18 protein-coding genes are annotated in these 24,484 nt (G+C 69.0%); 12 read left to right on the top strand and 6 right to left on the bottom strand.

The genetic code is table 11. The features are described from left to right. The first annotated feature begins 47 nt into the window (after positions 1 to 47). Positions 48 to 1,148, top strand: coding sequence for a TerD family protein (locus ACH438_RS29830; RefSeq protein WP_397011141.1), 1,101 nt, complete (start codon positions 48 to 50; stop codon positions 1,146 to 1,148). A 153-nt stretch (positions 1,149 to 1,301) separates the two neighbouring features. Continuing rightward, on the top strand, positions 1,302 to 1,943 hold the full coding sequence (locus ACH438_RS29825) for a delta-60 repeat domain-containing protein (RefSeq protein ID WP_397011139.1): 642 nt from the start codon (positions 1,302 to 1,304) through the stop codon (positions 1,941 to 1,943). A 54-nt stretch (positions 1,944 to 1,997) separates the two neighbouring features. Here the strand turns inward: ACH438_RS29825 and ACH438_RS29820 are convergent, their stop codons facing one another. Beyond that, positions 1,998 to 2,702, bottom strand: coding sequence for a haloacid dehalogenase type II (locus ACH438_RS29820; protein ID WP_397011136.1), 705 nt, complete (start codon positions 2,700 to 2,702; stop codon positions 1,998 to 2,000). Positions 2,703 to 2,715: 13 nt separating this feature from the next. Continuing rightward, positions 2,716 to 3,132: a VOC family protein gene (locus tag ACH438_RS29815; RefSeq protein ID WP_397011134.1), complete on the bottom strand. Its 417-nt coding sequence runs from the start codon at positions 3,130 to 3,132 to the stop codon at positions 2,716 to 2,718. 105 nt (positions 3,133 to 3,237) lie between these two features. On the opposite strand from ACH438_RS29815, the gene ACH438_RS29810 reads away from it, so the two are divergent. The 3 genes from ACH438_RS29810 to ACH438_RS29800 all read left to right on the top strand — a co-directional run bounded on the left by ACH438_RS29810 (position 3,238) and on the right by ACH438_RS29800 (position 6,678). Then, positions 3,238 to 4,104, top strand: coding sequence for a class I SAM-dependent methyltransferase (locus ACH438_RS29810; protein ID WP_397011132.1), 867 nt, complete (start codon positions 3,238 to 3,240; stop codon positions 4,102 to 4,104). Positions 4,105 to 4,169: 65 nt separating this feature from the next. Further along, the gene (locus ACH438_RS29805; protein WP_397011130.1) at positions 4,170 to 5,468 is read left to right on the top strand and encodes a DUF1800 family protein; all 1,299 of its coding nucleotides are present in this window, start codon (positions 4,170 to 4,172) and stop codon (positions 5,466 to 5,468) included. Positions 5,469 to 5,481: 13 nt separating this feature from the next. Then, positions 5,482 to 6,678, top strand: a complete 1,197-nt coding sequence (locus tag ACH438_RS29800) for a DUF1501 domain-containing protein (RefSeq protein ID WP_397011128.1) — start codon at positions 5,482 to 5,484, stop codon at positions 6,676 to 6,678. 48 nt (positions 6,679 to 6,726) lie between these two features. On the opposite strand, the gene ACH438_RS29795 is transcribed toward ACH438_RS29800, so the two are convergent. After that, on the bottom strand, positions 6,727 to 7,248 hold the full coding sequence (locus ACH438_RS29795) for a hypothetical protein (protein WP_397011126.1): 522 nt from the start codon (positions 7,246 to 7,248) through the stop codon (positions 6,727 to 6,729). Positions 7,249 to 7,503: 255 nt separating this feature from the next. Between ACH438_RS29795 and ACH438_RS29790 the strand changes: the two genes are divergently transcribed. From ACH438_RS29790 to ACH438_RS29770, 5 genes are all read left to right on the top strand, one after another. Then, positions 7,504 to 8,532, top strand: a complete 1,029-nt coding sequence (locus ACH438_RS29790; protein WP_397011124.1) for an AraC family transcriptional regulator — start codon at positions 7,504 to 7,506, stop codon at positions 8,530 to 8,532. Between the two features lie 74 nt (positions 8,533 to 8,606). Next, entirely contained in the window at positions 8,607 to 9,875 is a 1,269-nt protein-coding gene (locus tag ACH438_RS29785) for an LCP family protein (protein ID WP_397011122.1), read from the top strand. Positions 9,876 to 9,989: 114 nt separating this feature from the next. Further along, on the top strand, positions 9,990 to 11,036 hold the full coding sequence (locus tag ACH438_RS29780; protein WP_397011120.1) for an aldo/keto reductase: 1,047 nt from the start codon (positions 9,990 to 9,992) through the stop codon (positions 11,034 to 11,036). A 275-nt stretch (positions 11,037 to 11,311) separates the two neighbouring features. After that, positions 11,312 to 17,464, top strand: coding sequence for an amino acid adenylation domain-containing protein (locus tag ACH438_RS29775; protein WP_397011118.1), 6,153 nt, complete (start codon positions 11,312 to 11,314; stop codon positions 17,462 to 17,464). A gap of 51 nt (positions 17,465 to 17,515) precedes the next feature. Continuing rightward, positions 17,516 to 18,580, top strand: coding sequence for an LLM class flavin-dependent oxidoreductase (locus tag ACH438_RS29770; RefSeq protein WP_397011116.1), 1,065 nt, complete (start codon positions 17,516 to 17,518; stop codon positions 18,578 to 18,580). On the opposite strand, the gene ACH438_RS29765 is transcribed toward ACH438_RS29770, so the two are convergent. Then, positions 18,532 to 20,328, bottom strand: a complete 1,797-nt coding sequence (locus ACH438_RS29765) for an ABC transporter ATP-binding protein (RefSeq protein ID WP_397011114.1) — start codon at positions 20,326 to 20,328, stop codon at positions 18,532 to 18,534. The two genes, ACH438_RS29770 and ACH438_RS29765, sit on opposite strands and share 49 nt — an antisense overlap. An 83-nt stretch (positions 20,329 to 20,411) precedes the next feature. Between ACH438_RS29765 and ACH438_RS29760 the strand changes: the two genes are divergently transcribed. After that, the gene (locus ACH438_RS29760; RefSeq protein ID WP_397011112.1) at positions 20,412 to 20,840 is read left to right on the top strand and encodes a MarR family winged helix-turn-helix transcriptional regulator; all 429 of its coding nucleotides are present in this window, start codon (positions 20,412 to 20,414) and stop codon (positions 20,838 to 20,840) included. Between the two features lie 16 nt (positions 20,841 to 20,856). On the opposite strand, the gene ACH438_RS29755 is transcribed toward ACH438_RS29760, so the two are convergent. Next, the gene (locus ACH438_RS29755) at positions 20,857 to 22,443 is read right to left on the bottom strand and encodes an adenylate/guanylate cyclase domain-containing protein (RefSeq protein WP_397011110.1); all 1,587 of its coding nucleotides are present in this window, start codon (positions 22,441 to 22,443) and stop codon (positions 20,857 to 20,859) included. 20 nt (positions 22,444 to 22,463) lie between these two features. Continuing rightward, positions 22,464 to 23,033 (bottom strand): TetR/AcrR family transcriptional regulator, encoded by a 570-nt coding sequence (locus ACH438_RS29750; RefSeq protein ID WP_397011108.1) that lies wholly within the window; start codon positions 23,031 to 23,033, stop codon positions 22,464 to 22,466. 68 nt (positions 23,034 to 23,101) lie between these two features. Between ACH438_RS29750 and ACH438_RS29745 the strand changes: the two genes are divergently transcribed. Beyond that, a complete protein-coding gene (locus ACH438_RS29745; protein WP_397011106.1) occupies positions 23,102 to 24,415 on the top strand; it encodes a family 1 glycosylhydrolase in 1,314 nt (437 codons plus the stop codon). The last annotated feature ends 69 nt before the right edge of the window (positions 24,416 to 24,484 follow it).

Below are 24,484 nucleotides of genomic sequence, written 5' to 3'. Positions count from 1 at the left end.
TCGGATTGCCTGGTCCCGGCGATGCGGAACTCCAATAGAGTGGTGCCGTGGCCGCACTTCTCACGCAGGGGCAGACAGGTGAGCTGGGCGTCGCCGATATCACCGTCACGGTGAACTACAGCGCGCGGATCGACCTGGCCGCGCTGCTGCTCACCAGGAGCGGCTCGGTGCGCTCGGACGAGGACCTGATCTTCTACAACCAGCCCGCCGGGCCCGGTATCCATCTGGTGCCCGGGCAGAACGCCCTGGCGATCAGCCTGCAGGCGATTCCCAAGGGCATCGACCACATTCGCATCGTCGTCGCGCTGGAGGACCGTACCGGCCGCCTGGGCGACCATCCGGCCCCGCACATCGGCATCGCCGGTGATCAGGGCAACGAACTGTACGAGTACGTGATCGAGGGGCTCGGCGCCGAATCGGCGGTCGCCGCCGTGGATCTGGACCGGGGCGAACACGGCTGGTTCGCCCGCGCCGTCGGCTACGGGCACCACGGGGGCTTCGCGGCATTGCTGGCCGATCATGGTGTGTCCGTGAGCAACTCGCCGCGCACCGCACAGCAGCAGCCGGCCCGGCAGATCATCAAGCCGGTGCTGCGCCCCGGCGAGACCGCGCCGCTGCGCCGGCAGGGCGCCGATCTCACCTTCGTCAAGATGGGGCTGGGCTGGGATCCGGTCCCCGTGCAGGGCAAGTACGGCGTGCGCCCGGCCGAGATCGACCTGGACGCTTCGGCCCTCATCTACGCCGGCAACAATCTGGTCGATGTGGCCTACTATGGGCGGCTGGTCACCGGCGACGGCGCCATCCGGCATTCCGGCGACAACCTGACCGGTGAGGGCAAGGGCGATGACGAGGTCATCACCGTGGACCTCACCCGCATGCCGCCGTACGTCACCTCCATCGTCTTCATCATCACCTCGTACGCCGGGCACACCTTCGAACGGGTGCGTAACGCGTTCTGGCGGTTGATCGACGGCACCACCAACTCCGAACTGACCCGGTCCAACCTCAGCGCGGGCGGCCCGCACACCGGCATGGTGGTGGCGAAAGTCTCTCGTGAGGACGGTGTTTGGTCCGTGCAGGCGCTGGGCCATCCGATCCAGGCAGGGCATCCGGTCGAGGCCGCCGCGCAGGTGGTCAGGTACCTCTGAGTTTGTTGATCTTTCCGGCGGGTCGCCGGTGTGCCGCGCGGTAACAGGTTCATACGACCCCGCCGGATCCGTGGCTGCGCCCATACTGGCGAGCGCTTTTGTGGTTCACCGCTGTGTAGTTCTACCCTTCCATGCTGAAATGAGGTAGCTCACATGTGGTGCCTGTCCCGGTCGTCCAGATCTCCGCTGAAGGTGTTGCGGCCCTTCGTCTTCGTTGCCATCGCCGGACTGGCGATCAGCGGCTGTTCATCCTCTCAGGCGTCTTCCACCGCCCCCGGCAGGCTGGATTCGAGTTTCGGATCCGGTGGAAAGGCGGTCACCGATCTAGGGTCACCGGCCGGCGTCGCCAATGCCATTGCCGTGCAGTCGGACGGCAAACTGGTCCTGGCCGGCAGCACACGCGACGCCAACCAGGGCGACGACTTCGCTGTGGTGCGCTACACCCCGGACGGCCAGCTGGACAGCGCCTTCGGCACCGGCGGCAAGGTGACCACCGATTTCGGCGGCAAGGACGACAGCGCCGTGGCCACCGTGCTCCAGGAGGACGGCAAGATCGTGGTGGCCGGTACCAGTCACGGCACCAGCACCGGCGACAATATCGCCGTCGCCCGCTACAACCCGGATGGCAAGCTGGACAGCGGTTTCGGCAGCGGCGGCCAGATCAGCACGGATCTGGGCACCCAGGCCGATCACGGCAACGGCGTGGTGCTGCAGAACGGGAAGATCGTGGTCGGCGGTTCCACCAAGGATCCCAAGTCGGGCGACAACTTCGTGGCGGTGCGGTACACCGGATAGCGTGTGGCCGGCGCGGGGGCTCACCGGAGGCAGCCCCCGTGCCGCGGAGGCCGATCAGCAATCGAGCTGATCGGCCAGATCCACGAAATCCGTGGCGTTGATATCGAATTCGGATGAGAAGCCGGCATCAGCGAGCGCCGGGTCCCCGTACTCCAGCGGCCGGGCGATGAAGGCCGTCCGGAAGCCCAGCCCGGCGGCCGCGCGAATATCGTATTTGTGGCTGGCGACCATCATGATGTCCGCGGGCTCCAGGCCGAGATAGTGTGCGGCCAGGTGATAGGTGCGCGGATCCGGCTTGAAGACGCCGACCATCTCGGCGGCGAAAATGGCATGCCAGGGCAGGTCGCCGTGCCGCGAAATCTGCACCACCGCACTGACATCCGCATTGGACAGGGTCGCCAGGGTGAACTGCTTGCGCAGCCGCTGCAGGCCCGGCACGGTGTCCGGCCACGGATCGAGGCGTGCCCAGGCGCCGGCCAGTTCGGCGCGCTCGGCCTCCCCGAGCTCGAATCCCCTGGCATCCAGGAGGGTATCGAGGGTGCGGCGATAGACGACCGCGACGCTCTCCCAGGCCGCGTGTTTGGGGCGACTGGATGTCTCCTCGAAATAGGCTGCGCGCCAGTCGTTCACGAAGGCGGACCAGTCCACATCCGGATACCGGTCCCCGGCAACGGCCGTGGCCGCGTGCCGGATGGTGGAGTGGAAGTCCGTCGCGGTGCCCTGCACATCGAACAACAGCGCTTTCGGCCGGTCGTTCATTTACTCGCCCTCCCTAGCTGTGCTGATTCTCCGGGTAGACCGCGATCTCGATCAGATTGCCGTCCAGATCGCGGCAATAGTGGGAGACCATGTCGCCGAGCGCGCCCGACTTGAGGACGGGACCATTGGTGATCGCCACGCCACACGAGATCAGATGCGCGGCAACCTGTTCGGGCGCGACGGTGGTGATGAAGCAGAGGTCCTCGGACCCGGCCGCCTCCACCGCGCCGGTCGTCCACGCCGGGTCGTGGTCGAGCGCGCCGAGCGGGCGCAGATTGATCTTCTGATTGCCGAACTTCAGCGCGGTCCGCCCGGCGGGCCCGAACTTCTGCACGGTCATCCCGAGTACCCGTTCGTACCAGGCGGCGGTCGCCGCGACATCGCGGCAGTTGAGCACGATGTGATCGAATCGTTCGACGGTGAAGCTCATTATGGAGTCCTCTCCACTGCTCGGCTGCGCACTGATCCTAACAGTACGCACGTACTGAGTACGGTCGTACTCCTTGTTTTGGGGGCTTGCAGTAGGTTGTCCACCATGGACATCGGGGAACCCAGCCGGACCGCGCAGGCGACCGCTTATGCGCGCGCCTACCACCAGGTCGCGGACGAACCGCGCATCTTCACCGATCCGCTCGCCGCGCGACTGCTCGGCGTCACGGACGCGGAGCTGGTCGAATTGGACACGGCCACAATGGATCACCCCGGTCACGCCGGAGCGAGCAATCAGCCGCGGCGCATGTTCCTCGCCGCCCGTGCGCGTTTCGCCGAGGACGCCGTGGCCGCGGCGGCCGCCGCCGGTGTCCGGCAGGTGGTCATCCTGGGTGCGGGCCTGGACACCTTCGCCTACCGCAATCCGTACCCGGAGCTGCGTGTCTTCGAGGTCGACCATCCCGCGACCCAGACGTGGAAGCGCGAGCTGCTCGCCGCGGCCGGAATCGAGCTGCCCGAGACGCTGACCTTCGTTCCGGTCGACTTCGAAACACAAACGCTGGGAAAGGAATTGGAATCCGCCGGGCTCATCCGGTCGGAGCCCGCCGTGTTCGTGTGGCTCGGCGTCATCTTCTACCTGACCGCCGAAGCCATCACCGGCACCCTCGAATACGTTGCGGGACGGGCCGGATCCAGCGAACTGATCTTCGACTACCTGCAGCCCGCGGTGAGCGACGAGGATCGCGCGGCCATGCAGGCGCGCGCCGAACGACTGGCCGTGTTCGGGGAACCCTGGTTCAGTTTCTTCGCACCCGACGAGATCGCCGGACGGCTGCGGTCCCTCGGCTTCACACGGATCGAGGACCACTGGGCGCCGGACCTCATCGCCGCCTACCTCGACGGGTTCGACCCGACCGCCGAAACCCCGGCCCAGGTGCTGCGTTCCAGCCGCATACTGCGCGCGAGCCGCTGAGGATTGCCTGAAGGTTCCCGGTCGCCGATACTCGCCCGCCCCCTCCCGGTCCAATACTCGGGGGCATGGGCAAGCCGATGGAGTGGACGCATACCGCGCGCATACTGCGGCGGACCGGATTCGGTGTCACCGGCGCCGAGGTCGACGCCGTGCCCGACCCGATCGCCTACCTGAACTCCGCGCTCGCCGCCGACCCGGAGCGTGATCCCGGCGCGGCGCCCATGCCGGAATTCGCGCCGCTCACCGCGCCCGGCCGGGGCGCCTCCGCCGATGTGCGCAAGGTGTACCAGTCCCAGCTCACCACCCAGCTGGACACGCTCACCGCCTGGTGGCTGCGCCGCATGGCCGCGGTGCGGGTGCCGGTGCGCGAGAAGCTGACCCTGGTGTGGCACAACCACTTCGCCACCTCGGCCGTCAAGGTGCGCAGCGCCGCCGAAATGGCCGGGCAGAACCGGACCCTGCGCACCCTCGGCAACGGCGACTTCGCCACCCTGGCCTACGCCATGCTCACCGATCCGGCCATGCTGCGCTGGCTGGACGGCGTCGCCAGCACCGCCAAGGCGCCGAACGAGAACCTGTCCCGCGAATTCATGGAGCTGTTCGCCCTCGGCCACGGCAACGGCTACACCGAAACCGATGTGCGCGAAGGGGCCCGGGCACTGACCGGGTGGACCATCGTCAACGGTGCCGCGGTCTTCGACGCCAAGCGGCACGACACGGGCACGAAAACCTTTCTGGGCGTGACCGGTCCGCTCGACGCGCGCGGCTTCTGCGCCGCCGTCCTGGCCCGCCCCGAATCGACGCGGTACGTGGCCGCGAGCCTGTGGCAGCGACTGGCCTCCGACGATCCGCCGTCGGCGGCCGCACTGGACCGGCTCACCGCCGCCTACGGTCCGGACCGGCACCTGTCCGCGTTGGTGACCGCCATCTTCACCGATCCGGAATTCGTCACCGCCCGGGACACCGTGGTGCACGGCCCGGTCGAATGGCTGGTCGGCGCGGTGCGGGCGCTGAAGGTGCCGCTCACCGACGACGCCGACGTACGCCGGCTGGCCGGTGTGCTGCGCACCCTCGGGCAGCTGCCGTTCTATCCGCCGGATGTCGGTGGCTGGCCGCGCGGGCAGGGCTGGATGTCCAGTGCGGCAGCGCAATTGCGGCTCACCACCGCCACGAATCTGGTGAAGAAGGCGGATCTCTCACCGATCTCGTCGGCGGGTAAGTCCGATCGGGTGGACGCCGCCGGATATCTGCTCGGCATCGGCAACTGGTCCGACCGCAGCGCCGAGGTGCTCGCCGCGGTCGCCGATCATCCGGACCGGCTGGCCGTGCTGGCCGTCAACACTCCCGAATACCTCACGAGCTGAAAGCCGCATCGCCATGACCCGAGTCAGTCGCAGGCAGTTCCTCGTCGGCTCCAGCGTGCTGGGCGCGCTCGGCGTCGCGGGCATCTCCGCCGTCACCTGGGACGAGTTGCAGCAGCGCGCGAGCGTCTCCCCGCTGGCCGCCGGTTCCGGAATCCTCGTGGTGCTCACCCTCTACGGCGGCAATGACGGCCTGAACACCGTGATTCCCTACGCGGACAACGCCTATCACGACGCCCGGCCCGATCTGTCCTATCGCCCGGAGGAAGTGCTGCACCTCGACTCCCAGCTCGGCCTGAATCCGGCGATGAAGGGCCTGGCCGACCTGTGGCGCGGCAACAGCCTCGCCATCGTGCGTGGCGTCGGCTATCCGCAACCCGACCACAGTCACTTCCGTTCCATGGACATCTGGCAGACCGCCTCACCCGGGTCCGCCGTCCCGACCGGCTGGATCGGCCGCTGGCTGGACGCCACCGGCGACGATCCGGTCCGCGCGGTCAATATCGGCTCGGTACTACCCCAACTGGCGCTCGGCACGAAACACACTGCGGCAGCGCTGGATCCGTCCTCCGCGCCCTTGTCGCCGGAATTATCGGCGGCACTGTCCGGGCTCGCCGCCACCGATCCGGCCGACACCGCGGCTCAGGACTGCGTCTGCATCGGCTATCAATCCGAACAGACAGTGACCAAGACCTTTTCGTCGATCACGCCGCAGGACAAGTCCAAGAAGGCCGCGAATCCCCTTGCCGCACAGCTGGACCTGGTCTCCCAATGCGTCAAGGCCGGCGTCCCCACCCGCGTCTACTCGGTCAGCCTGGGCGGCTTCGACACGCACGCCGACGAACGCCACACCCAGGAACAACTCCTCGGTCGTTTCGACGAGGCGGTCTCCGCTTTCCTCCGCGACATGGCCACCCACCCCCGCGGCAAGGACGTCGTCCTCCTCGCCTACAGCGAGTTCGGCCGCCGCGTCCACGCCAATGCCTCACAAGGCACCGACCACGGCACCGCCGGCCCGGTCTTCCTCGCCGGAGCACCGATCAAGGGCGGCTGGTACGGCGACGAACCCAGCCTCACCGACCTCGACAACGGCGACCTCAAAACCACCGTCGACTTCCGCGACATCTACAACGAACTCCTGCAGAAGGTAGTGAGCACCGATCCGGCCCCGGTCGTCGGCGGCGGCCGCCGCGATCTGGGGTTCCTGGCCTGAACCGGGCGTTGTGCGGGCTCCGGCTCCGGAGCCCGCACCGGCGGCCGTTCAGCCGAACTGGGCGTTGGTAATAGCGATCGAGGCATTGCGGGCATTGCCGGCCAGACATGGCCCGGTCATCGCGACGCCGTCCACCGGCCCCTGTGCGACGGTGAGTTGCTGTCCCGCGCCCGGCCCGCCGGTGATCGCGACGGTATTGGTCTTCGGCGCGCCGACACCGCCCGGCACGTCGAACGGCCCTGAGACCGTGCTGGTTTCGCCGTCGGACCAATCGATGACGCCATTGACCTGTCCGTTCACATCCAGGCAGCTGCCGGTGCCGGTGAAGGCGCCCTGCAGCGTGCCGGTCGGGGCCGGGGCGCCCTGACAGCCGGTGAGGTCACCGCTGAACCTCGCGGTGGTCGGCGCGGCGACCAGTCCGATCGGACTGCTGTCGAACGAGATCTGCCCGCCCGAACAGGTACCGGCCACCGGGGCCGCCTGTGCCGGTCCGGCCAGGGCCAGGGGCGCGGCGACCGAGGAGAGGACGAGTGCGACAGCCGCGGACGCGACCTTTCCGGAAGCGATCATGACAAGCCACCTTCCTGAAGATTCGAGTGAATACAGGGGGAGAAAGCTCTTCCAGCTGGGCGAACCATGGACGCAAAGCGAGATTAATAGCGAAAAGGCATGGCGGATATTGTGATCCGGCCCACCGTCGCGGCCCCTCCGTGCGTGACGGCCGGGTCCGCCGGGCCGGTGTCCGAAGGTGCACAATTCCTGGCCGATCGAGACAGGCCGGGGCGGTGATTGTGGCGTCCGCCCGGGGCGCGCACGATGGGTCGCATGTTCGACTGGGATCTGGTGCGCAACACCTCCAGCGTGCATGTCCTCATGCAGCTCGCGGCCGACCGCGGCATGCTGCCGGAGCAGTTGCTGGCCGGGACCGCGCTCACCGAGCGGATCGTGCTCGATCCGGAGGCGGAGGTCACCGCGCGCCAGGAGGTCGCGGTGGTGCGGAACCTGCTCGCCCGGTTCGGCGACGAACCCGGCCTGGGTGCCGAAGCCGGGCGGAAGTATCACATCTCGCTCTACGGGTCCTGGGGTCTGGCTCTGCTGTCCAGTGGCAGCCTGCGGCAGGTCATCGACGTGGCGCTGCGGTATCTGGATCTCGCATTCGTGTTCGGGCAGCTCATCTTCGAGGAGGGCGAGGAGGAAAGTCGGCTGATCTTCGACGGTTCGGAGGTGCCGCTCGATGTGCGGCCCTTCCTGGCCGAGCGCATCGTGTCCGGTATCCAGACCATCGGGCGCGAGCTGTATGCGGCCGGAGTGCCTGCGACCCGGGTCACCTTCATGCACGCGGCGCCGTCCGATACTGCTCGTTTTCGCGAAATCTTCGGTGTGGAACCGGATTTCGGGGCCGCCGAGGATGCCATCGCGTTCGCGAGCGTCTTCCTGGACTTCCCGCTGCCGCAGGCGGACGAGTGGACGCGCAGCACCTGCGAACGGCTCTGCCGGGAGCTGCTGGAACGTCGCTACGCGCGTACCGGGACCGCCGGTCTGGTGCGGGACCGATTGGCCCGCACCCCGGGCGCGCTCCCCGATCAGGCCACGGTGGCCGCCGACCTGTTCATGAGCCCGCGGACGCTGGCTCGCCGCCTGCACGACGAGGGCACGTCCTTCCGGGCGCTGCTGGACGAGGTCCGGCGGCTGCTGGCGGAGGAGCTGCTGGTGCAGACCGGGCTGTCGAGCGAGCAGGTGGCGGTCCGGCTGGGTTATGCGGATGCCGCCACCTTTATTCGCGCTTTCCGGCGCTGGACCGGCTGCGCACCGCGGGAATACCGTCATCGGCATCCGGGGCGCACCCTCCGCTAGTGAGTGATATCGCATGTGACCTGCGACTATTCTTCAGCTAAATCACAGATCCGGGCGGGACCATACCTATTGGTATGGATGACGCCGGAACCCCTCACAGCAAGGCCGGGCCCAAGCGGCTCCGGCTGGCTCTGCGCGGTCTCGTCGCCCTCACGGCAACGGTCGTGGTCACCATTACCGGCGCCGGCTGGTACGCCAGCGCCAGCCTCGACAAGGGGTTCGTGCGCGCGGACGTGATCGACAAGAACGATGCCGCCACCCTCGGGGGCGATCTCAATATCCTGCTCATCGGGTTGGATACCCGGAAGGATCTGGACGGCAACGATCTGCCGCAGGCGATTCTCGACCAGCTGCACGCGGGGGACAGCGACGTCGGCGGCTACAACGCCAATTCGCTTATCCTGGTGCACATTCCGAAGGACATGAAGCACATCGTGGCCTTCTCCATCCCGCGCGACGACTACGTGCCGGTGACCGGCATTCCGGGCTACGACCACGCCAAGATCAAAGAGGCGTACGGGCTGAAGAAGGCCGCGGTCGAGCAGCAGCTCATCGATCAGGGCATGACCGATCCCGTCGAACTCGAGCATCGCGGGCGCGATGCCGGGCGCGCCTCCATTGTGCAGACCGTGCGGGCGCTGACCGGGGTGCCCATCAACCGGTTCGCCGAGGTCTCGCTGGCCGGGTTCTACGATCTGGCCAATGTGCTCGGCGGCGTCGATGTCTGCCTGCGCAATCCGGTCGACGACAGCGAGTACTCGGGCGCGGTCTTCCCCGCCGGGCGGCAGCATCTGAATGCCTCGCAGGCCCTGTCCTTCGTGCGGCAGCGGCACGGGCTCCCCGACGGCGACCTGGACCGCACCCACCGCCAGCAGGCCTTCCTGGTCTCGGTGGCACAGCAGCTGAAGAAGTCCGGGACCCTCACCAATATCGGCGAACTGCAGGGCCTGATGGATGCCGCGCACCGCGACATCGTGCTCTCGCAGGACTGGAACCTGCTCGACTTCGTCTCCACGCTCGGCAAGGCGCAATCGCCGTCGGTGGAGTTCCGCACGCTGCCGGTGCTGCGCTACGACGTGATCAACGACCAGGACGTCAACATCATCGACCCGGACGCCATCAAGCGGGAGGTGCGCACCGCCTTCGGCATGGATCCCGGACCGGCCGCGCCGGCCACCGGTGCGACCGCCACCGGCTCGCCGAACGTGGACGGCGATACCCAGTCGACCGATGCCTCCGGCGGAACCGTCACCGCGCCAACGACTTCCGGTGATGTCGCGCCGCCCGACTCGGGCGGCCCGCTGACCACCGGCATCGACGGCGACATCCCCTGCGTCAACTGAGCCGGCCAGCCTGGTCACGCGGTGCCCAGGCTGGGCTTGCCACTGGGTAACCCCGCGCGCATCCCGAAACATCGAATGCGACGCCGCACCGGGCGGCGATAAGGAGCATTCGATATGGGAGACATTCCCACCACCAGGCTCGGCAGCACTGATATGGACATCAGCCGGATCGGCTTCGGCGCCTGGGCGATCGGCGGCACGGACTGGAGCTTCTCCTGGGGTCCGCAGGACGACGCGGATTCGGTGGCCACCATCCACCGGGCCGTGGAAGCCGGCGTGAACTGGATCGACACCGCCGCTGTCTACGGGCTCGGCCACTCCGAGGAGGTCGTCGCCAAGGCGCTGGCCGGACTGCCCGAGGCCGACCGGCCCTACGTCTTCACCAAGGCGGGCCTGGTCTGGAACGCGAACGACCGCGCCTCCGCGCCCAAGCGCATCATGGCCGCCGCCAGCGTGCGCCGCGAACTCGAGGACTCGCTGCGCCGGTTGCGCGTCGAGCGGATCGACCTCTACCAGGTGCACTGGCCCGATACCGGTGCCGCCCTGGAGTTCTCGGGCCAGGCGGATCCCGATGCCGTGCCGCCCACCCCGCTCGAGGAGTACTGGCAGACCATGGCCGACCTCGTCGAGGAGGGCAAGGTGCGGGCCATCGGCCTGTCCAATCATGATGTGCCGCAATTGGAGATCGCCGAATCCATCGCGCACGTGGACGCCATCCAGCCGCAGTTCTCGCTGTTGAAGCGCGCGTCGGCGGGCGAACTGTCCTGGGCCGCGGTGCATCACACCGGCGGCATCGTCTATCAGCCGCTGCATTCGGGTCTGCTCACCGGCGCGTTCTCGGCCGAGCGGGTGGCCGCGCTGCCGAATGACGACTGGCGCAAGCGATTCCCGGAGTTCACCGCCGAACTCGCGGCCAATCTCGCCCTGGTCGAGGCGCTGCGCCCGATCGCCGCGGCGCACGGCACCTCGGTGGCCTCGATCGCCATCGCCTGGGTCCTGGCCTGGCCGGGTGTCAACGGCGCGATCGTCGGCGCTCGCCGGCCCGAGCAGATCGACAGCTGGATCGATGCCGCAGCAATCGAACTGACCGCGGTGGACCTGGCGGGCATCGACTCGGCGTTGCGGGCCACCGGGGCGGGGGAGGGCCCGACGCGCCCATGAGCCCCGACTCGCGGCGGGTAATTATGCAGGCTAACTGCAAATAGCTAGCGTGATCGCGGAAATGGGCGTGAGCAGGCGCGAGAATGCGGTTATTCGCGCCCTGCATGAATATCTGACGCGTTACCAGCATTTTCGCAGGATTCGGTAAGGATTTACCTAACATTTGCCGTGGTAGCCTGTCGCAACATATACGAATTGCGCTATTGCTCACTGCTGTTCGACAAGGTTAAGTGGTCGCAAACATCAGGGGCCGAGTACGTCCGAAAGGGGAACCGGTGAGTGCCGATGTTCACGCGGCACGCCGGGGACAGCGCCCGCGTACCCGCCCCTCGCGAGTACCGACCGTACCGACTCTGCCGCAACTGCTCGAAACCGCCGTTGGCATCGATCCGGCAGCGCCCGCCCTACGCTGCGGTGACCGCACTCTCACCTACACCGAGCTCGACGAGCGATCCAACCGGCTGGCCCGTCTGCTCATCGCGCGCGGGCTCGGCCCGGGCGACCGGGTGGCCCTCGCCCTGCCGCGCTCGATCGAGGACATCATCGCGGTCTGGGCGGTCGCCAAATCCGGCGCCGCCTTCGTCCCCATCGATCCCCGCTACCCCGCCGACCGGGTCCAGCACATGCTCAGCGACTCCCGTGCCGGATTCGGCCTGCGGCTGACCGGATCGCCCGTGGACGGCGAAATCGACTGGCTCGAACTCGATTCGCCGGAGTGCACGGCCGAACTCGAAAGCCTTTCCGGCGAACCGGTGCACTTCAGCGAGCGCACGCGCAGGCTGCGGACCGGCAATATCGCCTACGTCATCTACACCTCGGGATCCACCGGGCTGCCCAAGGGCGTCGCCGTCACGCACGGCGGACTGGCCGGGCTGTGTGCCGAGCAGGTCCAGCGCTTCGAGGTGACCGCGGAATCGCGGACCCTGCACTTCGCCTCCCCGAGCTTCGACGCGTCCATCCTGGAACTGCTGCTCGCCATCGGCGCGGGCGCGCTCATGGTCATCGTGCCCGCGGATGTGTACGGCGGCGACGAGCTCGCCGAACTGCTGCGCGCCCAGCGCGTGACCCACGCCTTCATCACCCCGGCCGCGCTCGCAGGCATGGGCGCGGACTTCCCGGACCTGGCCTCGCTCGTCGTGGGCGGCGAGGAGTGTCCGCCGGACCTGGTCGCCCGCTTCGCGCCGGGCAGGTCCTTCTTCGATCTGTACGGGCCGACCGAGGCCACGGTCGCCGCCACCATCAGCGATCCGCTGCACCCCGGGGATCCCATCACCATCGGCGCGGCGATTCCCGGCATGACCGCCCTGGTGCTCGACACCCGGCTGCGGCCGGTGCCGACCGGCACGCCGGGCGAGCTGTACCTGGCCGGACCGGGCTTGGCCGAGGGCTATCACGGCCGGCCCGGGCTGACCGCCGCCCGCTTCGTCGCGTACCCCGACGGCGTCGGCGCCCGCCTCTACCGCACCGGCGATGTGGTGCGCTGGGCCGTAGGACCCGGCGGCGCAACGCAATTGGAGTACCTCGGCCGCTCCGATACCCAGATCAAGATCCGCGGCTTCCGGCTGGAGCCCGGCGAGATCGACGCCGTGCTCGTCGCCGACGAATCCGTCTCCTTCGCAACGACTCTCGTGCGCCGACTGCCCAGCGGCACGGATGCGCTGGTGTCGTACGTGGTGCCCGCACCGGGCGCGACGGCCGACCCGATCGCCCTCACGGACCGGGCCCGGCGGCAGTTGCCCCGGCACGCGGTGCCCGCGGCCATCGTCCCGATCGATCGCATTCCGCTGACCCCGGTGGGCAAGCTCGACCGCGACGCCCTGCCCGAACCCACCGTGACGGCGCGCCCCTATCGCGAGCCCGCCACCTCGACCGCGCGCGCCGTGGCCGCGAACTGCGCCGATCTGCTCGGCCTGGACCGCGTCGGCGCGGACGACGACTTCTTCGAACTCGGCGGAAACTCGCTGCTGGCAACGCGATTGACCGGCCGCCTGGGCGCCGAGGCCGGTCTGCGCATTCCCGCGCGCATGGTCTTCGAGCACCCGATCGTCGCCGATCTGGCCGAGGCCATGGACCTGCTCGACGCAGGCTCCCGCGTCCCGCTGGTCGCCCGCCCACGCAATGGTGAGCATCCGCCGCTGTCCCCGGCGCAGCAGCGCATGTGGTTCCTCTCCCGCCTGGACCCGGCGTCGCCCGCGCACAACATCCCCATCGCCCTGCGCGTCCGCTCCGCCTCCCCGCGCTTCGGCGAGCTGAATGTTCCCGCGCTGCAAGCCGCCGTCCACGATCTGCTGGACCGCCACGAGATCCTGCGCACCGTCTACCCGGAGCGCGGCGCGGAGGGCTACCAGCTCGTGCTGCCCGTGGAATCGGTGGCGCTGCAGGTCGTTTCCGGCAATGCCGCCGACGAGCCGGGTGTGCTGTCGCCGGTCGATATCGCCGAATGGGACCTGCAGGCGGAACTGCTCGCCCTCGCGGGCACGGGTTTCGATGTCACGGCGGATGTGCCGCTGCGAATCCGGCTGTTCCGGCTCGCCGCCGAGGACTATGTGCTGGCCGTCGTGGTGCATCACATTGCGGCGGACGGGTTTTCGCTGGGACCGCTGACCCGGGATCTGATGATCGCGTACGGCTCCCGCGCCCACGGCTCGGCCCCGGAGTGGACGCCGCTGCCCATCCAATACGGCGACTACGCCCTCTGGCAGCGCGAAATGCTCGGAGCGGCAACGGATCCGGAATCACTGCTGGCGACCCAGCTCGGATACTGGCGGGACACCCTGGCCGGTCTGCCGCCGCTGCTCGAACTGCCGACCGATCGCCCGCGCCCGCCGGCCGCGAGCAATCGCGGCGCGGTACTGGACTTCCGAATCGAACCCGAGCTGCATCACGCGCTCGAACAGCTCGCCCGCGACAGCGGCGCGACCCTGTTCATGGTGGTGCACACCGCGCTCGCGGTCCTGCTGGCCCGGCTGGCGAACACCGGCGACGTCGCCATCGGCACCCCCGTGGCCGGGCGCGGCGAACCCGAACTCGACGATGTCGTCGGCATGTTCGTCAATACGCTCGTGCTGCGCACCCGTCTCACCGGCGCCGAGAGCTTCACCGGCCTGCTCGCGCGGGTGCGCGACGCCGACCTGGCCGCCTTCGCGCATCCGGAACTGCCCTTCGAAACCCTGGTGGCGGAGCTGGATCCGCTGCGCACCCAGGCGCATCACCCGCTGTACCAGGTCGCGCTGTCGTTCCAGGAGTTCGACGAACGCGTGCTGCGGTTGCCCGGCCTCACCGTCGCCGCGGTGGACCTGGCCGACGCGGTGGCGCCGATCGACCTGCAGCTGACCGTCGTACCGCAGCACCTGGCCGAAGAGGCTGCCGGACTGCACTGTTCGTGGCGCTACGCCACGGAGCTGTTCGATGCCGCGACCATCGAGGCGCTGGGTTCGCGACTGGCCGGACTGCTGCGCGTGGCGGTGGCCGACCCGGACCGGGCGGTCGGGGACCTGCCGCTGCTGGAGCCCAACGAGGCGGTCGCGCTGCAGGTGGTGAGCGTGGGCCCGGAACGGATCGTGCCCCAGCGGCAGCTGCTCGAGGCCTTCACCGGGCACGCGCGGGTGCGCCCGGAGGCCCCCGCGGTGACCTGCGATGACGTGACCATCTCTTACGGCGAACTGGCCTCGCGCTCGAATCGCCTGGCGCGCAGGCTGATCGAGCTCGGCGCGGGACCCGGGACGATCATCGGTCTCACGGCGTACCCGTCGGTGGAGCTGGTGGTCGGGCTGTACGCGATCGTCCAGTCGGGCGCGGCCTACCTGCCCATCGATCCGGATCTGCCCGCGGACCGCGTCGCGCACCTGGTCGAGACCGCCCGGCCGCTGACCGTCCTGACCGCCGCCGACCTCGCCGCGGACGACTACTCGGACGCCCCGATCACCGACGCCGACCGCAGCCGCCGGCTGCACGAGCAGGATCTGGCCTACGTCGTCTTCACCTCCGGGTCGACCGGCCGCCCCAAGGGCGTCGGCGTCCCGCATTCGGCGATCGTCAACCAGGTCGCGTACCTCCGCGCGGAACATCACCTGACCGCGAAAGACGCCTTCCTGCAGCTGATTCCGTACACCTTCGATGCCGGTCTCATCGGCTACGCCGCCCCGCTGAGTGCGGGTGCGCATCTGGTGATCGCCACCGCCGAGGGCCGGACCGATCCCGAGTACATCGCCGCGGCCCTGACCCGCCACCGGATCACGACGGCGGTCTTCGTACCGTCCCTGCTCGAAGCGCTGCTCGACGCCGCGCCGGCCACCGCCTTCGGCGGCCTGCGCGAGGTCTTCGTCGGCGGTGAGGCGCTGCCCGCCGACACCATCGCCCGCTTCGCCGCGACCAGTCCGGCCCGCCTGCACAATCTCTACGGCCCGACCGAGGCGGCGGTGTCCATCACCGGCGCGGACGTCACCGAGACCGGTGACGGCGTGGTGTCCATCGGCCATCCGCACTGGAACTCCCGGACCTATGTGCTCGACGCCCGCCTGCGCCCGGTCCCCGTCGGCACGCCCGGCGAATTGTATTTGGCCGGTACACAACTCGCCCGGGGCTATGTCGCCCGCCCGGACCTGTCGGCGGAGCGCTTCGTCGCCGACCCGTACGGACCGCAGGGCGCCCGCATGTACCGCTCCGGCGATCTCGTCCGCCGGCTCCCGGACGGCGGGCTGGAATACCTGGGGCGCAATGACTTCCAGGTGAAACTGCGCGGCCTGCGCATCGAACCCGGTGAGATCGAGACCGTACTGCGCGCGCATCCGGCGGTCGGCCGGGCGGCGGTCGCCGTGCGCCGGGAACGACTGGTCGGCTGGATCACCGCCGCGGAGGGCATGCGGCCCGATCCCGCGCAGGTGCTGGACACCGTGCGGAAACAGCTGCCGGGCTACATGATTCCCGCGCAACTGATGGTGCTCGACGAATTCCCGTTCGGCCCCACCGGCAAGCTGGATCGCGCCGCCCTGCCCGAACCGCAGGCCCCGGAACGCGACTACCGCGCGCCCGGCACCGCCGACGAGCGGATCGTGGCCGAGGTGTTCGCGGAGGTCCTCGGCGCCGACCGGGTGGGCCTGGACGACGACTTCTTCGTACTCGGCGGCACCTCGCTGTCGGCCATCAAAGTGCGTGCCGCCCTGGCCGAACGGCTCGGCGTCCCGGTGCCGCTGCGGGAACTCTTCGCGCATCCGGCCGTGGGTGAGCTCGCGGCCACGCTGCGCGGCGAATCCGCCGAGGCGAACACCGAGGCCGAACTGCTCGCGGATTCCGTCCTGGATCCGGCCGTCACCGTCGAGGGCCTGGCCCCCGCGCGGACGGCCGCGCCCGAGACGATCCTGCTCACCGGCGCAACGGGTTTCCTCGGTGTCTTCCTGCTGCGCGAACTGCTCGAACAGACCCGGGCCACCGTGCACTGCCTGGTTCGTGCCGCCGACGAGGACGCCGCGCTGCGGCGCATCCGCGCGGTCGCCGAGCAGTACGGCATCGACCTGCGCGAGCACGCACCCCGGATCGTCGCGGTGCCGGGCGATCTCGCGCGGCCACGGCTCGGCCTGACCCCGGAGCGGTTCGCCGAACTGGCCGGCCACATCGACGTCATCTATCACAATGGCGCGCAGGTCTATCACCTCGCGCCCTACGCGCGCATGCGCGACGCGAATGTCGGCGGCACCGCGGAGGTGCTGCGCCTGGCCACCACCACCCGGGTGAAGCCCATCCGCTACGTGTCCACGGCCTCGCTCACCGGCACCACCGGCGACACCCCGCCGATCGGCGCACCCGGCTACACACTGACCAAATGGGTTGCCGAACAACTGATCCGGTCCGGCGTCGACCGCGGCATCCCCGTCACGATCATCCGGCCCGGCCTTATCACCGGCGATTCCCGCACCGGCGTCACCGCTCCCGACGACGCCTGGTGGACCATGCTGCGCGCGGTGCTCGTCCTCGGCCAGGTGCCCGATCCGGGCACGGCCGTGATGGACATGTTCCCGGTCGATCAGGTGGCCGCGACGCTGGTCCGCAATGCCCGCGTGCCCTCGGGCACCATGTTCACCCTCGACCCGGACCATCCGGTTCCGCTGCGCACGCTGCTGGATCTGGCCCTGCGCCGCGGTTATTCGCTGCGGCTCGTCGACCCGGTCGAATTCGCCGCGGCCCTGACCGACGAGGCGGAACGACGCGCCGCGGCGGGCGACGACTCGCTGTCCCGCGCCGCGGCCTTGAGCGTGAACTACAGCATCAATCCCGAACCCGCGCCCGAACCGGAGCCGGGCGCCGAGCCCGAGGACACGGAGACGGATGCGGCGAGCGCGCGCTGCCACGGCGTGGATGTCGCCGTGCTCACCCGCTACTTCGATCACTTCGTGACCACGGGCTTCTTCCCGGGACCGCAACGCACCAAGTGAGCGCCGCCACCCGCCCGGAATCATCGCCGGGCGGGGGCGTTGACATCGATCATGAGTGCCGCGCTGCAGGACGTCCGCTTCTCGATCCTGGATCGCTCCCGGGTCCGGCAGGGCCAGGGGCATCCCGAGGCGCTACGCGAGACCGTCGAATTCGGACGGCTGGCGGAACAGTGGGGATATCACCGGTTCTGGGTGTCCGAGCATCACAGCGTGCCCGGCGTCGCCGGATCCGCGCCGACCGTACTCGCGGCGGGCGTTGCCGCGGCGACCGAACACATCCGGATCGGGACCGGCGGGGTCATGCTGCCCAATCATCAGCCGCTGGTGGTGGCCGAGCAGTTCGGGGTGCTGGAGTCGTTGTATCCGGGGCGGATCGATATGGGACTGGGGCGTTCGGTCGGCTTCACCGGCGGTGTGCGGCGCGCGCTCGGGCACGACAAGGACGATGCGGACGACTTCGACGCGCAATTGACCGAGTTGCTGGGCTATTTCGCGGGCGGGCGCGACGGTGTGCACGCCTGGCCCGCCGAAGGACTGCGGATTCCGGCCTTCCTCCTGGCGACCGGCTCGGGCGCGGCCCGGGCGGCGGCCTTCGGGCTGCCGCTGGTGATCGCGGCCATTGCCGGTGAGGGGGCGATGATCGAGGCGATCGAGCGGTACCGCACCGAATTCCGTTCCGGCCCTTGGGGCGAGCAACCCTACGTGATGGTGTCCACCTCGGTGGTCATCGCCGATTCGGCGGCACAGGCGCGCCGGCTGCTCATGCCCGAGGCCTGGTCCGCCGCCTACTCCCGGACCAAAGGTGAATTCCCGCAGCTGATCTCGCCGGAGCAGATCGAGCGCGAGCCGATGACCGAGCGGCAGCGGGGGATCTTCGAGGAATCGATGCGCGGTCATATCCACGGCACCGAGGAAACCGTGCTGCCGGAGCTGGAGGGGCTGATCGCCAGGACCGGCGCGGACGAAATCCTGGTGCACACCAGTACTTTCGACCGCACCGCCCGGCTGGAGTCGCATCGGCGGCTGGCCGCCGCGGCCGGTCTCGGCCGCGCGACCGGCGCCACGGTTCAGCCGACCGGATCGAACAGCTCGTCGCGGGCCAGCAGCGCCGCGTAGTAACCGTTGCGCTCCAGCAGTTCCCGGTGGGTGCCGCGTTCCATGACGTGGCCCTGATCCAGCACCACGATCTGATCCGCATCGCGGATGGTGGAGAGCCGGTGCGCGATGGTGATGGTGGTGCGGCCCCGCGAGAGGGCGTCGATGGCGTCCTGCACCTCGCGTTCGGTGCGGGTGTCCAGGGCGCTGGTGGCCTCGTCCAGCACCATGATCGGCGGATTGCGCAGGATGGCGCGCGCCACCGCGAGCCGCTGCTTCTCGCCGCCGGAGAACCGGTAGCCGCGCTCGCCGACCAGGGTGTCGTACCCGTCGGGCAGGCTCGCGATGTGGTCGTGGATCTGCGCGGCGCGGGCCGCGGCCACCAGTTCCTCGTCCGTGGCATCGGGTTTGGCGAAGCGGAGGTTCTCGGCGACCGAGGCGTGGAACAGGTAGGTCTCCTGGGAGACCACGCCCACATTGGCGGACAGGTCCGCGAAGGACAGGTCGCGCACATCGGTGCCGTCGATGGTGACCCTGCCCTCGGTGACGTCGTAGAGCCGCGCCACCAGATAGCCGAGAGTGGTCTTGCCCGAACCGGTTTCGCCGACGATGGCGAGGCTGGTCCCGGCCGGGACGGTGATATCGATGTCGCTCAAGACCTTCCGATCGGCATCGTAGGAGAAGCCGACGTTCTCGAAGCGGACTTCACCGTTCGCCTCGGCGGCCGGGTGCGATACCGGCAGCGCCGGTTCCTCGATATCCGGTCGCAGATCGAGGTATTCGAAGATGCGGTCGAACAGGGCGAGGGAACTCTGCATGTCCACGCCGGTGGACAGCAGCTGCACGGTGGGCCGCAGCAGGCTGGTCTGCAGGGTGGTGAAGGCGACCAGGGTGCCGATGGACACCAGGGGGTGGCCGTTGGTCATGGTGAGCCCGGCCGCCCAGTAGATGACCGCCGGCATGGCGGCCATGACGATCTGAATGGTCGACTGCCGCCAGCGGCCGGCCATGTTCGAGCGGATCTCCAGATCCACCAGTCCGCGCGATTCGTTCGAGAAGTCGGCGATGAGGGCGGGGGAGCGGCCCATGGTGCGGGACAGCAGGATGCCGCTCACCGACAGCGATTCCTCGACGATCGCCGACATGCCGGCCAGCTTGCGCTGCCGTTCCCCGGTGATCTTGCGGCGTTCGGTGCCGACCCGGCGGCTGATCCACACGAAGAACGGCAGCATGGTCAGCGAGACCAGGGTGAGCACCCAGTTCAGCGCGAACATGGCGATCACGGCCGCGACGACCGTGGTGAAGTTGGAGACCAGCGAGGTGGCGGTGGAGGTGACCGTCGACTGCATACCGCCGATGTCATTGGCGATGCGTGACTGGACCTCACCGGTGCGGGTGGTGGTGAAGAAGGACAGCGGCATGCTCTGCAGCCGGGCGTAGACCGCCGAGCGCAGGTCGTGCATGACCTCCTGGCCGACGGCCGTGGAGATATAGGTCTGCAGCACGCTGAACACGGCGGTGAGCGCGGCCACCACGATCATGCCGGCGGCCAGCAGCGTCAGCAGGCCGGTGCGGCCGTGCGGGAGTGCGTTGTCGAGGATCGCGCGCAGCAGGAACGGCGAGGCCAGGCCGATGATCGAGGAGAGTCCGACCAGTGCGGCGACCCCCGCGAGCTGTGCGCGGTACGGGTGGAAGAGCCGGACGATCCGGCGGAGTCTTGCATGCGAGGTCTGTGCCTGCGAAGGCTGTGACGCTTGTTGCGAAGTCATAGGCGCCTCCTTTCGGGGGACTACACGCCATAACTGAGTCTGACTCATAATTGTTCCCGGAACAATGAGTTATGCTCAGAATCATGGCGAGCATCCCCGATGACGACCTACCCGACCTGTTCCTGCGCACCAGCAAGCGCATCCGCGGTAACCAGGTCTCCCGCCTCGCGCCCCTGGGCCTCACCCCCGCTCAGGCCCGCGCGCTGCGCATCATCGGCCGCGCCCCCGAACCGCTGACCATGTCCGTCCTGGCCGAGCACCTCGGCATCGTCCCGCGGTCCGCCACCACCGTCGTCGACGCCCTCGCCGCCGCCGACCTCGTCACCCGCGCCCCCGACCCGGCCAACCGCCGCTCCACCCTGGTGACCCCGACCGAGGCCGGCCACAAGGTGCTGGCGAGCATGGCCGACGCCCGGCGGGCCGCGGCCTCGGAGCTGTTCTCGGCGCTGACGCCCGAGCAGCGCAAGACTCTGCACGACCTGCTGGAAGTACTGCTCGGCGACGCCGAATAGCGGAACGCCCAGTGGCTCAGCCGACCTCGCGCCGCCGCTCCGGCCGCGGGCGGGCCAGCGTGGTCGGCTGGACGCGTCCCCGCAGGGTGACCGACTCGCCGAGCTCCCAGTGCCGCTGCTCGTGACTCGCGGCGGTCTGGATGGTGTTGGCGGAGGCCAGGACTCGCAGCTCATCGGTCTTGGCCAGTTCGCACAGCCGCGCGGCCTCGTTGACGGCATCACCGATCACGGTGAACTCGTAGCGGCGGTCCGCACCCACATTGCCCGCCACCACGCGCCCGGCCGCGACCCCGATACCGGCATCGAAAGCGATTGCCGCACCGGACAAACGCTTGCGAATGCGGCGGGCGGCGGCCAGCGCGGAACCCGCGGCGTCGGGCAGCGGGGCTGGGGTGCCGAAGACGGCCAGCGCCGCATCGCCCTCGAACTTGTTGAGCAGTCCGCCGAATCGCTCCACCTCGTCCACCACGATGGCGAAGAAATCGTTGAGGATGGCGACGATCTCGGGCGCGGGCCGGGTGGCGGTCATGGTGGTGGACCCGATGATGTCGATGAACAGCGCCGCCGCATCGCATTCCACGCCGCCCAGCTCGGGCACGCCGCTCAGCGCCGCGGCCGCGACATCGTGGCCGACGTGCCGGCCGAACAGGTCGCGCACCCGTTCCCGCTCGCGCAGGCCCTCCACCATGTGGTTGAAACCGCTTTGCAGCTCACCCAATTCGGTGCCGTCGTAGACGGTGACCACGGTGTCCAGGTGGCCGTCCTCGACGCGACGCATGGCCTTGCGCACGCCGCGGATCGGCGCGACGGTGCTGGACAGCGTCTGCGCCATCAGCAGCAGGCCGAACAACAGCGCGGCGCCGCCCAGCGAAAGTACGCACACCGCAAGGCGTTCGCGGCTCACCTCGGTACCGGCCAGCGCCAGCACCGCCACGATCATGAGCAGCGCTACCGGCGTCCCGGAGCCGAGCGTCCACACCAGCAGGGAGCGGCCGAACACACCCAGCCCCCGGCGGCGGCGTGAGGTCGCGGCATTCAGCACCCGCGCGGTCACATGGCGCAGCGCGAATTCCGAGACCAGATAGGTGTACGCGCACACCACCACGGCGCTGAATCCGATGCCCAGCACGAACTTCGGCACGAAGGCCGGATCGCTCAGCCCGTACAACGGGGTGAGCAGCAGCAGCCCGCCGAGCCAGAGCCCGGCCTGCAACAGCATCAGCCGCCGCGGAATGGCCGTGGCGGCAGCCTGTTCCGATTCGGTGGGCACGTGTGCGGGATCGTTGGCCCAGCGCAGCGTGCGCAGTCCCCAGATCGTGCCCCAGCCCAGGCCGATCAGGACGGCCAGTCCGCCGTAGATGGGGACGGCGATGAAATCCATCAGGATCAGGTCCCGGGTCATCAGCGAGGGACCGGGCAGCACCCAGGCGATCAGCACGATGGCCACGGCGATGCCGAGGAAGTTGGCCGCCATGGTCGGCACGGTCAGCAATATCTGCGTCCGCACCCGCCGCATGATCGGGCCCTCGTCGGCTCGCCCCAGCAGCCGGGAACCGTACGGGTCCGGTCCCAGCGCAGTGGGCGTCACCTCGCTATCGACCATGGGTGCAGCGTAGGCGGGCGCTACGGCCGAGCGGTGAAGCGGCTCCAGGCGAGTGTCAGATGCGCGGTCATATCGATGCTCGGATCGATGAGCCAGCGCGACTGCAGGCCGTCGCTGAGCGCGAGGAAGGTGGCGGCCATGGCCTCGGGATCGATTCCGGCGGGGACGGTTCCGTCCGCCTGCATGCTGCGCAGGACCTCGACGAAGCCCTCGGTGCTGCGCTGATAGTGCTCGCGCATGTACTCGTGGGCGGGGTGTGCCGGATCGGCCGCCGCGGCCTGCATATGGGTGAAGAGTTCGATCAGGCCGGGCACCTCGGTATTGCGGCGGATCAGGTCGATGAGGGATTCGGCGGTCGGCGTCTTGACGATGGCTCGTTCCACCTCGTCGCGTTTGCGCAGGACGGCGACGAACATTTCCTCCTTCGACCCGAAGTAGTGCAGCAGTCCGCTCTGGCTGAGGCCGACCGCCTGGGCGAGTTCGGCGACCGAGGTGGCGTGGAAGCCGCGTTCGGCGATCGTGCGCAGCACGGCTTCCAGGATCTGATCCCGTCGTTCGATGCCCTTGCCGTACGGTCCGCGTTTCGCCACCGATCGAGTGTAAACGTCCTGGTGGGCCCGCCTTCCCACGCAAAAACCGTGTGTTGTACGGTTTTGGCATGCGATTCCGACCGCGTTCCATCGCCCTGATCGTCATGGCCGCCTCGGCCGCCCTCGTCACGGCCGCCACCCCGGCCTCGGCGCGGCCGGAACCGCCCGCGCGGATCGAGCCGCTGGGTCCCGACTTCCTGTGGGGCGTGGCCGCCTCCGGCTTCCAGTCCGAAGGGCATGCGCCGGACAGCAACTGGTCGCGCTACGTCGCGGCCGGGAAGACGGCGGACCCCTACCGGGATTCGGTGGACTTCTTCACGAACTTCCGCTCCGACATCCAGCTGGCGAAACAGCTGGGCGTCAAGGTGTACCGGATGGGCATCGAATGGGCGCGGGTGCAGCCGCAGCCGGGCGTCTGGGACGAGAACGGCCTGCGCTTCTACGACCAGGTGATCTCGGATATCACCGCGGCCGGCATGCGGCCCATGCTGACCATCGACCACTGGGTGTTCCCGGGCTGGGAGGCGGACCGCGGCGGCTGGAACAACCCGGGCATGGTCGCGGACTGGGTGGCCAACGCGCGCACCGTCGTCGATCGGTTCGCCTCCTACAACCCGCTGTGGGTGACCTTCAACGAGCCGCTCATGTACCAGCTCAACGATGTCCGCCACGGCGGGCTGCCCGCGACGCAGATGACGGTGATGCGGGATCGGATCGCCCAGGCGCACAACGAGATCTACGACTACATCCACCAGGTGCAGCCGGGTGCGATGGTCACCAGCAATGTCGCGTATGTGCCCGCCTTCGAGGACGCCGCCGATGGGCCGCTGCTGGACGAGATCGGCGCGAAGCTGGACTACATCGGCATCGACTACTACTACGGGATGTCCTCGGATCGGCTGTATGTGCCGGGTCAGGACCTCTGGAAGAACCCGCTGCAGCCGGAGGGCATCTACTATGCGCTGCAGCACTATTCGAACAAGTACCCCGGCAAGCCGCTGTACATCGTGGAGAACGGCATGCCCGCCGAGAACGGGCAGCCCCGCGCCGACGGCTACACCCGCGCCGACGACCTCCGCGACACCGTCTACTGGGTGCAGCGCGCCAAGGCCGACGGCATGAACGTCATGGGCTACAACTACTGGAGCCTCACCGACAACTACGAATGGGGTTCCTACACACCGCGATTCGGTCTGTACACGGTGGACGTGCTGACCGATCCCACGCTGACCCGCAAGCCCACCGACGCGGTCCCCGCCTACACGGCCATCACCCATGACGGCGGTGTCCCCGCCGACTACCGGCCCACTCGCGACCCCAAGGCGTGCTCGTTCGTCGACGCGCCCGCCAGCTGCACCGACCCGGTGACCGTGCCGCGCTGAGCCTTCGGGAAATGATCTCGGTGAGCGCAACCGGTTCGCAGCGGCCGGTCCGTGGTTAGCGTGCCGCTC

It is taken from the genome of Nocardia sp. NPDC020380 (genome assembly GCF_044386975.1).
In the GTDB taxonomy this organism is placed as follows: Bacteria; Actinomycetota; Actinomycetes; order Mycobacteriales; family Mycobacteriaceae; genus Nocardia.
Note: the sequence above shows the minus strand (reverse complement) of the source record. Positions and strands in the feature narration are given on the sequence as shown.